The organism is Streptomyces cinnamoneus (assembly GCF_014650495.1).
Classification (GTDB): domain Bacteria; phylum Actinomycetota; class Actinomycetes; order Streptomycetales; family Streptomycetaceae; genus Streptomyces; species Streptomyces cinnamoneus.
The window spans coordinates 247,909-261,936 of record NZ_BMVB01000001.1 but is presented as its reverse complement, the minus strand read 5'-3'; the positions used below and the strand labels follow the sequence as shown (position 1 = coordinate 261,936).

General features: G+C 71.6%; 12 protein-coding genes. 7 read left to right on the top strand and 5 right to left on the bottom strand.

The annotated features are described in order from the left end of the window. Positions 1-110: 110 nt before the first annotated feature. Positions 111-1,916 (top strand): ABC transporter transmembrane domain-containing protein, encoded by a 1,806-nt coding sequence (locus IE182_RS01130; protein WP_190107674.1) that lies wholly within the window; start codon positions 111-113, stop codon positions 1,914-1,916. Next, positions 1,913-3,694, top strand: a complete 1,782-nt coding sequence (locus IE182_RS01125; RefSeq protein WP_190107673.1) for an ABC transporter ATP-binding protein — start codon at positions 1,913-1,915, stop codon at positions 3,692-3,694. The genes IE182_RS01130 and IE182_RS01125 overlap by 4 nt, the downstream gene beginning before the upstream one ends. 32 nt (positions 3,695-3,726) lie before the next feature. Here IE182_RS01125 and IE182_RS01120 read toward each other — a convergent pair whose 3' ends face one another. Next, positions 3,727-4,518, bottom strand: a complete 792-nt coding sequence (locus tag IE182_RS01120; protein ID WP_190107672.1) for a metal-dependent hydrolase — start codon at positions 4,516-4,518, stop codon at positions 3,727-3,729. 133 nt (positions 4,519-4,651) lie between these two features. Here IE182_RS01120 and IE182_RS01115 point away from each other — a divergent pair, with 133 nt between their 5' ends. After that, complete coding sequence (locus IE182_RS01115; protein ID WP_190107671.1) at positions 4,652-7,165, top strand: DEAD/DEAH box helicase; 2,514 nt, start codon at positions 4,652-4,654, stop codon at positions 7,163-7,165. Here the strand turns inward: IE182_RS01115 and IE182_RS01110 are convergent. Together IE182_RS01110 and IE182_RS01105 are read right to left on the bottom strand one after the other, a co-directional pair. After that, a complete protein-coding gene (locus IE182_RS01110) occupies positions 7,143-8,141 on the bottom strand; it encodes a DUF6397 family protein (protein ID WP_190107670.1) in 999 nt (332 codons plus the stop codon). The two genes, IE182_RS01115 and IE182_RS01110, sit on opposite strands and share 23 nt — an antisense overlap. A gap of 118 nt (positions 8,142-8,259) precedes the next feature. Further along, positions 8,260-8,619, bottom strand: coding sequence for a roadblock/LC7 domain-containing protein (locus tag IE182_RS01105; protein WP_190107669.1), 360 nt, complete (start codon positions 8,617-8,619; stop codon positions 8,260-8,262). A 302-nt stretch (positions 8,620-8,921) separates the two neighbouring features. On the opposite strand from IE182_RS01105, the gene IE182_RS01100 reads away from it, so the two are divergent. The 4 genes from IE182_RS01100 (at position 8,922) to IE182_RS01085 (ending at position 12,560) form a co-directional block, all read left to right on the top strand. Then, complete coding sequence (locus tag IE182_RS01100; RefSeq protein WP_229844521.1) at positions 8,922-9,194, top strand: hypothetical protein; 273 nt, start codon at positions 8,922-8,924, stop codon at positions 9,192-9,194. Between the two features lie 173 nt (positions 9,195-9,367). After that, a complete protein-coding gene (locus IE182_RS01095) occupies positions 9,368-10,264 on the top strand; it encodes an alkaline phosphatase family protein (RefSeq protein WP_373303489.1) in 897 nt (298 codons plus the stop codon). A 2-nt stretch (positions 10,265-10,266) separates the two neighbouring features. Continuing rightward, on the top strand, positions 10,267-11,541 hold the full coding sequence (locus IE182_RS01090; protein ID WP_190107666.1) for an MFS transporter: 1,275 nt from the start codon (positions 10,267-10,269) through the stop codon (positions 11,539-11,541). Continuing rightward, complete coding sequence (locus IE182_RS01085; RefSeq protein WP_190107665.1) at positions 11,538-12,560, top strand: TolB family protein; 1,023 nt, start codon at positions 11,538-11,540, stop codon at positions 12,558-12,560. The genes IE182_RS01090 and IE182_RS01085 overlap by 4 nt, the downstream gene beginning before the upstream one ends. Here IE182_RS01085 and IE182_RS01080 read toward each other — a convergent pair. Further along, on the bottom strand, positions 12,557-12,739 hold the full coding sequence (locus IE182_RS01080) for a tail-anchor membrane protein (RefSeq protein WP_190107664.1): 183 nt from the start codon (positions 12,737-12,739) through the stop codon (positions 12,557-12,559). The genes IE182_RS01085 and IE182_RS01080 overlap by 4 nt on opposite strands. 49 nt (positions 12,740-12,788) lie before the next feature. Then, positions 12,789-13,850, bottom strand: a complete 1,062-nt coding sequence (locus tag IE182_RS01075; protein ID WP_190107663.1) for a fatty acid desaturase family protein — start codon at positions 13,848-13,850, stop codon at positions 12,789-12,791. Positions 13,851-14,028 lie beyond the last annotated feature (178 nt).

Below are 14,028 nucleotides of genomic sequence, written 5' to 3'. Positions count from 1 at the left end.
TACGCCGCTGGCCTGATCCGCCGGCCTCAGCGGAAAACCAGTTGTGGCGAAAGCGCCCGAAGCGCGAGCCTTGCACGGCCCCCACCCACCCCTGCCCGAACCGGGATGCCATGCACATCAGTGATCTTCCGTATGCCGATCCGGGCCGGCCGGACGTCCGGTCAGGTCCTCGTTTCCTGCTCTGGCTGGGACGCAACCAACTGGGCGGCCAGCTGAAGGCGTTGTTATGGGGCGTCCTCCACATGGCGTCCGTGGCCGCGTTCCCCCTGGCCGTGGGGATCGCCGTGCAGGCCGTCGTCGACCGGTCGGGTGGACGGCTCGCGGCCGCAGGTGGCCTGATGCTGTTGCTCGGGGCGTTGACGGCGCTGGGCGACACCATGCTGCATCGGGTGTCGGTCACCAACTGGATCACAGCCTCGGCACGGGTACAGCAGCTTCTCGCCCGCAAGACGGCCGAGTTGGGATCCGCGTTGACGCGTCGGGTCGCGGCGGGCGAGGTCGTCGCCGTGTCGACGGGTGATGTGGAGAAGATCGGCTGGTTCGTGGAGGCCCTGTCGCGTTTCGCGTCCGCGGCGCTCACCACGGTCGTGCTGTGCGTGGCCCTGGTGGTCTACCAGCCCGCGCTGGGGCTTCTGATCGCGCTCGGCGTGCCGGTGCTGATCCTGGCCGTCCTGCCGTTGCTGCCGCCTGCCACGAAGCGGGCCGACGAGCAGCGCGACAAGGCGGGCCGGGCCACGGAGCTGGCCTCGGACACCGTGGCCGGGCTGCGGGTCCTGCGCGGCATCGGTGGCGAGGAGCTGTTCCTGTCCCGCTATCGCCGCGCCTCGCAGGAGGTGCGCAAGGCCGCCGTGCGCAGCGCCAGGTTGTGGGCGCTGATCGCCGCGGTGCAGGTGGTGCTGCCGGGGCTGCTGCTGATCGCGGTGGTCTGGCGCGGTGTGGGGCTGGTGCAGGACGGCCGGATCGGTGTGGGCGAGCTGGTGACGGTCTACGGCGTGGTGACGTTCTTGCTGTTTCCTCTTCAGCGTTTCGAGGAGATCGCCATGGCCTACTCCTTCTCCCGTCCCTCCGCGCAACGTGCTGCCCGGGTACTGGGGTTGGAGCGCACCGCGTCGACGACCGACGACGGACGGCACGCGACGGGCCTCGCGGGTGATCTGTACGACCCGGCGAGCGGCCTGCTGGCACCGGCGGGGCAGTTGACCGCGGTGGTGTGCGGCGACCCCGACGCCGCCGGTCGGCTCGCCGACCGGCTCGGTGGTCACGCCCCGGACGGGGCGGAGGGGACGCCGTCGGCGCTGCTGGGCGGGGTGGCGCTGGACGAGGTGCCGCTGGCTGCGGCCCGCGCCGCGGTGCTCGTGCAGGACAAGGACCCGGTGCTGCTGTCGGGCACGCTCGCCGAGCTGCTGGACGTGCCCGCATCGGGCGCCGTGACGGCCCGGGCCTCGCTGGCCGCCGCGCAGTGCACGGACGTGCTGGCGTCGTTGGCGCAGAGCTCGGGGGACGGTTCAGGGGACCCGATGGGCACGCGGATCACCGAGCGTGGGCGTTCGCTGTCCGGCGGACAGCGGCAGCGGCTGGCGCTGGCGCGCTCGCTGGTGACCGACCCGGAGGTGCTGGTGCTGGACGAACCGACCTCGGCCGTCGACTCGCACACCGAGGCGCGGGTCGCGGAGGGCGTGCGTGCCCTGCGCAAGGGCCGGACGACAGTGGTGTTCTCTTCCAGCCCCCTGCTGCTCGACCGGGCGGACCGCGTGGTGTTCGTCCGGGACGGCCGTGTGGCGGCGGAGGGAACGCACGCGGAACTGGTGCGTTCCCACCCGCTCTACCGCGCGGTGGTCACCCGTAGGACGGATGAGGAACTGGACGAGGAGCTCGCCGGGTTCGGCAAGAGCGAGCAGATCGAGGAGTCGGCATGATCGGTGTGGCGCCACCGGCGTACGACCCGGCCGCACCGGAGTCGGCGACGACCCTGCCGGTCGGCGGACCTGCCACGGTGCGGGGCTATGTAAGGGGCCTGCTGGGCAGGCACCGGGCGGCCTTCGTGCTGCTGGTGACGGTGAACGCGGTCGCGGTCGTTGCTTCGATGGTCGGCCCGTACCTGCTGGGCGGGCTGGTGGAGGACCTGTCGTCGGGAGCGGAGGACGTCCACCTGGGCCGCACCGTCGCCCTGTTCGCCGCCGCCCTGGCCGTGCAGACGGTGTTCGTCCGCATGGTGCGGCTGCGCGGGGCGGTGCTCGGCGAGGAGATGCTGGCGGACCTGCGGGAGGACTTCCTCGTACGGTCGGTGGCCCTGCCGCCGGGCGTGCTGGAACGGGCGGGCACCGGTGATCTGCTGTCGCGGATCACCACGGACATCGACCGGCTGGCGAACGCCATGCGGGAGGCCGTGCCGCAGCTGGCCGTGGGCTTCGTGTGGGCCGGGCTGCTGCTGGGGGCGATGACGGTGACCGCGCCGCCGCTGGCCCTGTGCGTGCTGGTGGCGCTTCCCCTGCTGATGGCCGGCTGTCGCTGGTACTTCCGGCGGGCGCCGAGTGCGTACCGCTCCGAGGCGGCGGGGTACGCGGCGGTCGCCGCTTCCCTCGCGGAGACCGTGGATGCCGGGCGGACGATCGAGGCGCACCGCCTGGGCGACCGGCGGGTCGCCCTGTCGGACCGGCGCATCGCAGAGTGGACGGCGTGGGAGCGGTACACGCTCTGGCTGCGTTCGGTCCTCTACCCGGTGATCAACATGACGCACGTGCTGGTGCTCGGCTCGGCCCTCGTCATCGGCGGGGTGTTCGTCCTGCAGGGGTGGATCTCCGTGGGGCAGCTGACGACGGGTGCGCTGTTCGCGCAGATGCTGATCGATCCGGTCGGGCTCATCCTGCGCTGGTACGACGAGCTGCAGGTCGCCCAGGTGTCGCTGGCCCGGCTGGTGGGGGTGCACGAGATCGAGGCCGCCGAGGGGGACGGGCGCCTCTCCCCCGCCGGACGGGAGGTCCGGGCGGAGGAGGTGCGGTTCGGCTACACCGCGGGCAATGACGTGCTGCACGGGGTGTCCCTCGACGTCCGGCCGGGTACCCGGGTGGCGCTGGTCGGCCCGTCCGGGGCGGGCAAGTCGACGCTCGGCCGGCTGCTGGCCGGGATCTATGCCCCGCGTGCGGGCGAGGTGACGCTGGGCGGGGCGCAGCTGTCCCGGATGCCGACCGAGGACGTGCGCCGCCATGTGGCGCTCGTCAACCAGGAACACCACGTCTTCGTGGGCTCGCTGCGCGACAATCTGCTGCTGGCCCGGACGACGGCCGGGGACGACGAGCTATGGGCGGCGCTCGGCGCGGTGGACGCCGACGGCTGGGCGCGGGCGCTGGAGGAGGGGCTGGACACGGAGGTGGGCTCGGGCGGGCTCGCACTCACCCCGGCCCAGGCCCAGCAGGTGGCCCTGGCGCGGCTGGTCCTGGCGGATCCGCACACGCTGGTCCTGGACGAAGCGACGTCCTTGCTGGATCCGCGCGCGGCCCGGCACCTGGAGCGTTCGCTGGCGACGGTGCTGGAGGGGCGGACGGTCGTGGCGATCGCGCACCGGCTGCACACCGCGCACGACGCGGACGTGATCGTCGTGGCGGAGGACGGCCGGATCAGCGAGCTGGGCAGCCACGACGAGCTGGTGGCGGCGGACGGCGCGTACGCGGCGCTGTGGCGTTCCTGGCACCAGTAGCCGGGCGGTGCGGATCGGTCGGGGCCCGGGCTTCAGATGAGGTCCAGGGCCCCGAGCCCTCCGACGCCGCCGAGGACCATGAAGGCCGGCATGAGGACCTTCAGCTCCACCCAGCTGCCGGCCCGGAAGCGCATGGCCTTGGGCGGGCCGAGGGGGTACCAGCGCTTGCGGCCTATGGGCAGCGGCCACAGGATCGGGCAGCCGGAGACGGTGAGAGCGTCCCCGATGTCGTGCACGAGGGCTCCGAGGACGATGGGCAGGCCCAGCCACATGTACTCCTGGCCGGGGCCGGTGAACAGCCAGTCCGAGCCGTTGCCCGGCTCGTCCAGGACGCCGGCGAGGATCCAGGCGCTGGTCGCGCCGAGAAGCCAGACCAGGACGTCGCTGGAGGTGCGGGCCATCCGCCACAGGAGTCCTTCGACGGCGAGTACCAGGTGGACGAAGAGGATGCCGAGCACGGCCCAGCGGTCGCCGGTCATGGCCAGCGCCGACGTACCGGCCCCGATGAGCAGCGCCCACAGCGCGGTGTGGGTGAGAGTGCGGTGGCCGCCGTTGCGGCGGGGGTCGCCCTTTGCCCTCGTGGCCTTGTAGACCGCGTGGGACAGGGCGTCGATGATTCCGCACAGAATGCGCGATATCGGGCCGAATGCGCGCGATATGGTCGCGGACTTGTGGTCGAGGTCCGGGGCGAGGGCCGCTCCGGCGCAGATCAGTGCGCCGACGACGAGCACCGGCCAGGGCATCGGGTGCCCGGCCCCTGCCGCGGCCGCACCCACGCCCAGCCAGGCCGCCGCGCCGGACAGCGAATGCGCCGGTCCCATCATGGTCGTTCCACCCCTTCGCCCGGCGGCATCCGCCTTCCCTGACGCCGCGTCGGCGACTCAGCGTAATGCCCGGATGATCACCGTTGGACCGGCCGGTTCCCGGATACGGTCCTCGGCCAGGCAGTATGGGGGTGTGACCCTTATCGATCAGATGCCGAGCCATGCCGACCCCGATGCCCTTTTCGAAGCGTTCTCGACCTGGGCCGAGGAGCGGGGCATCACGCTGTACCCCGCTCAGGAGGAGGCGCTGATCGAGGTGGTCTCCGGCGCGAATGTGATCCTTTCGACGCCCACCGGGTCCGGCAAGAGCCTGGTCGCGGCCGGTGCGCACTTCACCGCGCTCGCCAATGATCAGGTGACGTTCTACACCGCCCCCATCAAGGCGCTGGTCTCGGAGAAGTTCTTCGACCTCTGCAAGATCTTCGGCACCGAGAACGTCGGCATGCTCACCGGCGACGCCTCGGTCAACGCCGACGCCCCCGTCATCTGCTGCACGGCCGAGGTGCTCGCCTCCATCGCGCTGCGGGACGGCAAGGACGCCGACATCGGCCAGGTCGTGATGGACGAGTTCCACTTCTACGCCGAGCAGGACCGTGGCTGGGCCTGGCAGATCCCGCTGCTGGAGCTGCCGCAGGCGCAGTTCATCCTCATGTCCGCGACGCTGGGCGACGTCTCCCGCTTCGAGGAGGACCTGACCCGGCGCACCGGGCGGCCCACCGCGGTGGTGCGCTCCGCGACCCGGCCCGTACCGCTGTCGTACGAGTACCGTTCGACGCCGCTGACCGAGACGCTCACCGAGCTGCTGCAGACCCGGCAGGCGCCCGTGTACATCGTCCACTTCACGCAGGCCGCGGCCGTCGAGCGGGCGCAGGCGCTGATGAGCATCAACATGTGCTCGCGCGAGGAGAAGGACGAGATCGCCAAGCTGATCGGCAATTTCCGCTTCACCACCAAGTTCGGCCGGAACCTCTCGCGCTATGTGCGGCACGGCATCGGCGTCCACCACGCGGGGATGCTGCCGAAGTACCGGCGGCTGGTGGAGCGGCTGGCCCAGGCCGGTCTGCTCAAGGTCATCTGCGGTACGGACACCCTCGGCGTGGGCGTGAACGTGCCGATCCGCACGGTGCTGTTCACCGCGCTGACCAAGTACGACGGTCAGCGGGTGCGGACGCTGCGGGCCCGGGAGTTCCACCAGATCGCCGGGCGGGCGGGGCGGGCCGGCTTCGACACGGCGGGCTTCGTCGTCGCCCAGGCGCCCGATCACGTCGTGGAGAACGAGAAGGCGCTGGCCAAGGCGGGTGACGACCCGAAGAAGCGCCGCAAGGTGGTCCGCAAGAAGGCCCCCGAGGGCTTCGTGAACTGGACCGAGAACACCTTCGAGAAGCTCATCGCCTCCGAGCCCGAGCAGCTCACCTCCCGCTTCCGTGTCACGCACGCGATGCTGCTGGCGGTCATCGCCCGTCCGGGCAACGCCTTCGAGGCGATGCGCCGGCTGCTGGAGGACAACCACGAGCCGCGCCGGAACCAGCTGCGGCACATCCGGCGCGCCATCGCCATCTACCGCTCGCTGCTGGACGGCGGCGTGGTGGAGCGGCTCGACGAGCCGGACGCCGAGGGGCGGATCGTCCGGCTGACGGTCGACCTGCAGTCGGACTTCGCGCTCAACCAGCCGCTGTCGACCTTCGCGCTCGCCTCCTTCGAGCTCCTGGACCCGGAGTCCCCCTCCTACGCCCTGGACATGGTCTCGGTGGTCGAGTCGACCCTGGACGACCCGCGCCAGATCCTGGCCGCGCAGCAGAACAAGGCGCGCGGCGAGGCCGTGGCGGCGATGAAGGCGGAGGGCGTCGAGTACGAGGACCGCATGGAGCGGCTCATGGACGTCAGCTACCCCAAGCCGCTGGAGGAGCTGCTGTCCCACGCCTACAACCTGTACCGCAAGAGCCACCCGTGGGTCGGCGACCACCCGCTGTCGCCGAAGTCGGTCATCCGCGACATGTACGAGCGCGCCATGACCTTCACCGAGTTCACCTCCTACTACGACCTGGCCCGCACCGAGGGCATCGTGCTGCGGTATCTGGCCAGTGCGTACAAGGCGCTGGACCACACCGTGCCGGACGACCTCAAGTCCGAAGACTTCGAGGACCTCATCGCCTGGCTGGGCGAGATGGTGCGCCAGGTCGATTCCAGCCTGCTGGACGAGTGGGAGCAGCTGGCCAATCCGGAGGAGGAGTCGGCGGAGGAGGCCCAGGACCGCGCCGACCAGGTCAAGCCGGTCACCGCGAACGCCCGTGCGTTCCGTGTGCTGGTGCGCAACGCCATGTTCCGCCGTGTCGAGCTGGCCGCCCTCGACAACGTCGCCGAGCTCGGCGAGATGGACGCCGAGTCCGGCTGGGACGAGGACCGCTGGGGCGAGGCCATGGACGCCTACTGGGACGAGTACGAGGAGCTGGGCACCGGCCCCGATGCGCGCGGCCCGAAGCTGCTGCAGATCGAGGAGCGTCCGCAGGACGGTCTGTGGCGGGTGCGGCAGACCTTCGCCGACCCGAACGGCGACCACGACTGGGGCATCTCCGCCGAGGTGGACCTCACGGCCTCCGACGAGGAGGGCCGCGCCGTGGTGCGCGTCACGGACGTCGGCCAGCTGTAGCCGGCGCCGTCCGGCCCGGGGCCCGCGCTCCTTTCCTCGCCCGCAGCCACGCCCGCCATCCCCGGGGCCGCCGTGCCTGCCCGTCCCGGCACGCCGCCCCGGGCGCCTGCTCGGCGGGCTCAGCCTGTGGCTCCGGCAGCAGCGGCCCAGCCGGCGCTGCCGGGGTCTCCGGGACGGGGTCGGCGTGCCGGCCCTCCCGGCCGGGTGCGGGCCGCTGGGCACGTGCCTCGGCGAGGGCGGCACGGAGGCAGTGCAGGTGCCACTCGACCTCGTCGGGGTCCTCGGCCGTGACCAGCTCACCGACCGCGTCCCGGGCTGCCGCCGTCTCCGGCCGCGCCTGGGTGAGGGCGGGGCGCAGGGCGATCAGGTAGGCACGTTCGTCCGGATCCGGCACCGCACGGGCGAGATCGCCTGGGTCGAGCACGGCGGCGGGGACTGCTGCCCGCTCCCAGGGGCCCTCCGCCCCGGCCCTGAGCTGATCGATGCGGCGCGCTCGCCAGCTGCGGGCACGCCGGTCGGGGTGTTTCTCCAACGCCTCGCGCAACAGGACGGGGGTCCGGCCGGCCAGCATCTCGGGACTGCGGTCGGCGAACTCCACCAGATCCGTTGCCAGGTACTGCCAGACGACGACGCGGTACCGGTTCATGTAGAAGCGCACGGGAGCGAAGCAGCCGCCCCGGGCGAGGCGGGTGAACCGGGCGGGGCTGATGCCGAGCAACTCGGCGCCGTCGGACGTTCCGACCACCCACAGCCGCGTGCGCAGCGCCTCGGGGAACCCTTCGCTCGACCGGTGTCGCTCGATCTCCTCACGGGCGACCCGGCGCCCGTCCTGCCCCCACGCGCAGGTCCGCACCTCCCCCAGCTGCACGGCCAGCTCGAACTCGCGGGGCGTGAGCCCCAGCTCCCGGGCCGCCCGCCTGAGCGGAACCTTCAACTCCGTTGACTTCCGGGCTCGTTCCTGCCGCACCGCAGTCATGATGACCTCCCCGCCATGGGTTGATTACTCACAGCGACGAAGATAGCGGAGGGTCACCACTCTCCGTCCATCCCTGTGGACAACTCACCGATGACTTGGAACGTGCCTGGTCAGCGCCTTAACGGACGCGATTGACCAGCAGTGTCATCTCGTAGGCCACCTGCCCGATGTCGGCCTCGGCGCCGCCGAGCACGCACAGGCAGCTCTCCTCGCCCGCGGCCGTCACGAAGAGCACGCCTTCCTCGAATTCGATCATCGTCTGCCGCACGCGGCCCGAGCCGAACTGCAGCCCCGTTCCCCTGGCCAGGCTGTGCAGCCCGGAGGCGACCGCAGCCAGATGCTCGGCGTCCTCCCTTTCCAGACTTGCGCTCGCCCCCGTCACCAGCCCGTCGTTGGACAGTACGAGCGCATGACGTATCTGCCCCACGCGCTCGGTCAGCTCGTTCAGAGCCGCATCCAGTTCTTTACCTGATGCCATGTTCTGCCTCCCCGTTCCGCAATTCCCCGTAACTGCCGTGCCAGCCTTGCTCACCTCCGCGCTCCCGGCAACCCGCCCGGCCCGTCAGCACGCATCTGTGCACTGATCGGCACAGGACAGCGACACGGCACAGAAAATGACCGCGGCGCATTCATGCGATTCCCCGGTCCGTCGATCACCCTCATTTCTTTACCGGCGGTTCAACTCCATCGCTGCCGGGCACACTTGAACGACGCAGGAAATGCCGCTCACGGGGGCAGGTGATCCGCGTGTTCAACAAACTACGCAGGCGAATCGAAGAGGTGCGGCAGCCTCCGGCGCCGCGGCCGTCCGCGGGCGCCACATCCGGACGCCCTCGCCAGCACAATCTCTTCGAGGCCGCGGCGGCCTACGTGGCCGCCTGCGCCGAGAACGACTTCGAAAGGAGCGCGGAAGCATCGCGGTGGGTGTCGCCGGAAGCGCTCAGCTTCGGGGTGAACGAGCTGGCGTGCCGGGCAGTCATAGCCCTCGCCCGCGAACGCGACGAGTCACCGCAGACCGTGGCCCGTACGCTGCTCGGTCTGCCGCCGGCCTGAGCCGGACGGACCACCGCTCCGACACCCCGCACCACGCCCCCACCCCTCGCATGCCGCTCCACGGACGTTTCCCAAGCCGTCACTTCAAAGACGTGTACATGCCATTCCTCTGGTTCTACGCTGCCAGCGCGCCCCGTGTACCCCCACCGACTTCGCCGCTTCCGGAGGACCTCGTGCCCGCCGCAGCAAACCTCCCCCACCCGCCGCGCCGTGCCCGGCGCCGCCACTCCGTCGCCCTCGCCACCGCGTTCGGCCTCGCCGCGACCTCCCTCGGCCTGTGGGCCTCGGACTCGGCAGCGGCTCCCGCCGTCCCCACCCCCGACCACGTCGTGGTCGTCGTCTTCGAGAACCACGCCTACAACCAGGTCATGGGCAGTTCGAGCGCCCCGTACACCAACTCCCTGGCGTCCGGCGGCGCGAACCTCACCGCTTCGTACGCGGAGACCCACCCCAGCCAGCCCAATTACTACGCGCTGTTCTCCGGTGACACCCAGGGCGTCACCGACGACAGCTGTGTGGACCCCGGCTTCAGTGACGAACCCAATCTGGCCTCCGAACTGATCGCCGCGGGCAAGACCTGGGCGAGCTACAACGAGGGCCTGCCCTCGGAGGGTTCGACGGCCTGCAAGAGCGGCAAATACGCGCAGAAGCACAATCCCTGGTTCGGCTTCGACAACGTGCCCACCGACACCGCGCACACCCTCGGTGCCTTCCCCCGCGACTACGCCAGCCTCCCCACCGTCTCGTTCGTCGTGCCCGATCTGTGCAACGACATGCACGACTGTTCCGTCCGCACCGGGGACACCTGGCTCAAGAACAACCTGCAGGGCTACGCCGACTGGGCCAAGAGCCACAACAGCCTGCTGCTGATCACCTTCGACGAGGACAACCGCCTGAGCGGCAACCGCATACCGACGGTCCTCTACGGTCAGCCGGTGATGGCGGGCGGCACCTCCGGCACCACGTACAACCACTACGACGTGCTGCGCACGCTGGAGACCATGTACGGCCTCCCGCACGCCGGAAACGCCGCGAGCGCCAAGGACATCACCGGCATCTGGAACAGCTGACCGTGTACCTCGCGGACAGCCGCACCGCCCCGGACGCCGCCCCCGGTCGTCACACCGCTCCGGGGCGGCGGGCCGCCGTCCCCGGAGCGGTGCTCGCCCTCGGCACGGTCAGTCTGATCACCGACGTCTCCTCGGAGATGGTCACCGCCGTCCTGCCGCTGTACCTCGTCACCGGGCTGGGCCTGTCCCCGCTCGGCTTCGGCCTCCTGGACGGCGTGTACAACGGCGTCAGCGCGCTCGTACGACTCGTCGGCGGCCGGCTCTCGGACCGGGGCGGTGGCCGTCACAAGACCGTGGCCGCGGTCGGCTACGGTCTGTCCGCGGCCTGCAAGCCTCTGCTGCTCGTCGCGCACAGCGTGCCGCTCGTCGGGGCCGTCCTGGCCGCCGACCGCACCGGCAAGGGCCTGCGCACCGCACCACGCGACGCCATGATCTCGCTGGCCTGCGGGCCCGCCGGCCGCGGGCGGGCCTTCGGCGTGCACCGGGCCATGGACACTGCCGGGGCACTGCTCGGCCCACTCCTCGCCTTCGCGATCCTGCGCGCCGCTGCGGACGGGTACGACGCCGTCTTCGTCGCCAGCGGATGCATCGCCGCCCTCGGCGTCCTCGTCCTCCTGCTGTTCGTGCCGCGGCAGCAGAGCGCGCCTCCACGCCCACCCCGCGTGCACACCCGCACGCCGGTGCGCGAGCTCCTGCGGCGACCGGGCGTCCGCCGGCTGACGGGCGGCGCGGTGCTGCTGGGGCTGACCACCGTCAGCGACTCCTTCCTCTACCTCACCTTGCAGCGCCGCCTGGAGATCTCCGAGTCCTGGTTCCCGCTGCTGCCGCTGGGGACGGCCGCCACGTTCCTGCTGCTGGCCGTTCCCCTCGGTGCGGTCGCCGACCGCTTCGGCCGTCGGCGGCTGTTCCTCTGCGGCCACCTCGCGCTCCTCGGGGCGTACGGGCTGCTCGCCGCGCCGCTCGGCAGCTCTCCCGCCCTCGCCTGCCTCGTGCTCGTGCTGCACGGGACCTTCTACGCCGCCACCGACGGGGTGCTCGCCGCGGCCACGGCGGACAGCGTGCCCGCACACGTGCGGGGCAGCGGGCTGGCCGTCGTCCAGACGGGTCAGGCCGCCGCGCGCTTCGTCTGCTCGATCGGCTTCGGCGCCGCCTGGACCGCTTGGGGCGACCGCACGGCCCTCGGCGCGGCCGCGGCCGGCCTGTTCGTCTCCGCTGCCGTCAGCGCGCTGCTGTTGCGCCCCTCCCCCACCGACGCCACCCCGGAGCCCGCCCGTTGAACCGCACGCACCGTCTCCTCGTCCTCCTCGCCGCCGTCCTGCTCCTGACGGGCCTCGCCGTCGGCGCCACCCTGCACGCCGCCGACCGGGCCGCCGAGAAGGACCGCGCCCAGGCGGGCGGGCCTCCCGTACGGTCGGGGAAGGTGTCCCTGGACGCCCCGGGCCTCGCAGTCTTCCGCAACATGGCCTGGGGGCCGCACCGCGACGAGATCGCTTCCGTGCCCGGCGGCGACCTCACCGGCCCGCGCAGGGCCTCCGGTGTGCACTGTCTGCGCTTCCACACGGCGGGGGGCACCGGAATCTGCCTGCAGGCCGTGCACAGCGGGATCCGCGACAGCTATCGCGCGGTCGTACTCGACGCACGCCTGCGGGAGTTGCGCCGGTACGACCTCGCGGGCGTGCCCAGCCGGGCCCGGGTCAGCCCGGACGGCCACACCGTCGCCTGGACGGTCTTCGTCAGCGGCGACTCCTACGCGGGCACCGCCTTCTCTACCCGTACGTCGGTCCTGGACACGCGGACCTGGACCCTGGACCGCAACCTGGAGACGTACCGGATGTTCCTGGACGACCGCCCCTACCGGGCCGCCGACCTCAATGTCTGGGGCGTCACCTTCGCCGACGACACCCGCTTCTACGCCACCGTCGCCACGGCCGGAAAGACCTACCTGGTGCGCGGTGACCGCAGGGAGCGGACGCTGCGGACCCTGCACGCCAACGTCGAATGCCCTTCCCTCTCCCCTGACGGAACGCGTATTGCGTACAAGAAGCGCGTCGAGGGTGCCTCCTCCGACGCGCCCTGGCGGCTGTACGTCCTGGACCTGCGCACCCTGCGCGAGAGCGCCACGGCCGAGCGGCGCAACATCGACGACCAGGCGGTCTGGCGGGACGGGCACACGCTCGTCTACTCCCTGCCCGGCGACTACGGGTCCGATCTGTGGACGGTCCCGGCCGATGGCTCCGGCAGTCCGCGGCAGGCGATGGCGGCAGCGCTGGCCCCCGCCTTCACCGGACGGTCCTAACGGCGGAGCTCCTTGCGGGAGACCCTGCGCAGCCGCTTGCGCTGCGAGGAGTCCAGCAGCAGGTAGGCGCCGACCGGCACCCCGACGATCACCAGCAGCGCCGCCCAGAAGGGCAGCAGCCACAGCAGGACGATGCCCACCGCCACGCCGCCCACGGCGACCTTGGCCCTGTTGGTCATTTCCGTGCCTCCTTCGCGACGGCTGTCGCGACGTCTGCCGCCGCGCCTGTCACAACGCGCCGCGGCCGTCGCCGGTTCCGGGTGCGTCCCGCAGCGGGGCACCGACTTCGTGCATATGGCGCAGCGCCTGTGTGTAGGAGTCGATGAGTCCGGTTTCAGCGTACGTCAGCCCGGCGGATGCGCAGTGGGCTCGGACGAGGGGCCGGGCGAGCCGGAGGTGGGGACGCGGCATGCTGGGGAAGAGGTGGTGCTCGATCTGGTAGTTCAGTCCGCCCATGAACCAGTCGGTGACCGGACCGCCGCGGACGTTCCGGGAGGTGAGGACCTGCCGGCGCAGGTGCCCCCAGCGCTCACCGTCCGGGTCGGGCATCTCCATGCCCTTGTGGTTGGGGGCGAAGACCATGCCGAGGTGGAGGCCGAAGAGGGCGTGGTGGAGCAGGGCGAAGGCGACCGCCTTGCCGGGGGACATCGACGCCAGCAGCAGCGTCGCGTACCCGGCGAAGTGCAGGGTCAGGAGTGCCGCCTCGGTCAGCCGTCCGCCGGCCTCCTGCCGTTTGAGGTCGCGCAGGCTCGAAACCTTCAAGTTGATGCCTTCGAGCAGTAGCAGGGGGAAGAACAGCTGTGCCTGGTTGCGGGTGAGCCACCGGGCGAAGCCCTCCCGCCGGGCGGCCTGCCGCTGTGTCCACACCAGCGCACCCACCCCCACGTCGGGGTCCTTGTCGACGTGGTTGGGGTTGGCATGGTGGCGGTTGTGCTTGTCGTTCCACCAGGCGTAGCTCATGCCCAGCAGCAGGTCGGCGTGGACGAGGCCGAGGAGGCGGTTGGAGCGGCGCGTGGCGGCTATCTGGGCGTGGCCGCTGTCGTGCCCGACGAAGGCGGTGCGGGCGGAGAAGACCGCCGCAGGCACGGCCAGCAGCAGGGTCCACCAGGAGTCGCCGGCGAGCACGACCGCGGTCGCCGTGGCGGCGAGCGCACCGGCGTTGCCCGCGATGGTGAGTGCGTACCGGCCCCTGCGGCGGTCGAGGAGACCGGCCGACCGGACCTGGCGCAGCAGCGGAGCGAAGTCGCTGCCCGCGGTGGGTTCCGCGAGGACGGCGCTGGCCTGTGGCATGGCGATCTCCTGGTGTGAGGGGTGTTCCGACCCCATGCAACGTACGGATCGCGGGCCGGCCCGGGCCATGACGTCACCACCCGGACCGGTGGGGGGCCACCCCCCGGACCGGACGGGGGTCTGACCCCATCGACGGAGGGAAAGTGGCGCGCCTCACAGCCGCTGCGTGTCCGCCCAC

Excerpts from the sequence above, each read along its gene's own strand:
- IE182_RS01130 (WP_190107674.1), top strand. The coding sequence starts at position 111 with ATGCACATCAGTGATCTTCCGTATGCCGATCCGGGCCGGCCGGACGTC.
- IE182_RS01125 (WP_190107673.1), top strand. The coding sequence starts at position 1,913 with ATGATCGGTGTGGCGCCACCGGCGTACGACCCGGCCGCACCGGAGTCG.
- IE182_RS01120 (WP_190107672.1), bottom strand. The coding sequence starts at position 4,518 with ATGATGGGACCGGCGCATTCGCTGTCCGGCGCGGCGGCCTGGCTGGGC.
- IE182_RS01110 (WP_190107670.1), bottom strand. The coding sequence starts at position 8,141 with ATGACTGCGGTGCGGCAGGAACGAGCCCGGAAGTCAACGGAGTTGAAG.
- IE182_RS01105 (WP_190107669.1), bottom strand. The coding sequence starts at position 8,619 with ATGGCATCAGGTAAAGAACTGGATGCGGCTCTGAACGAGCTGACCGAG.
- IE182_RS01080 (WP_190107664.1), bottom strand. The coding sequence starts at position 12,739 with ATGACCAACAGGGCCAAGGTCGCCGTGGGCGGCGTGGCGGTGGGCATC.
- IE182_RS01075 (WP_190107663.1), bottom strand. The coding sequence starts at position 13,850 with ATGCCACAGGCCAGCGCCGTCCTCGCGGAACCCACCGCGGGCAGCGAC.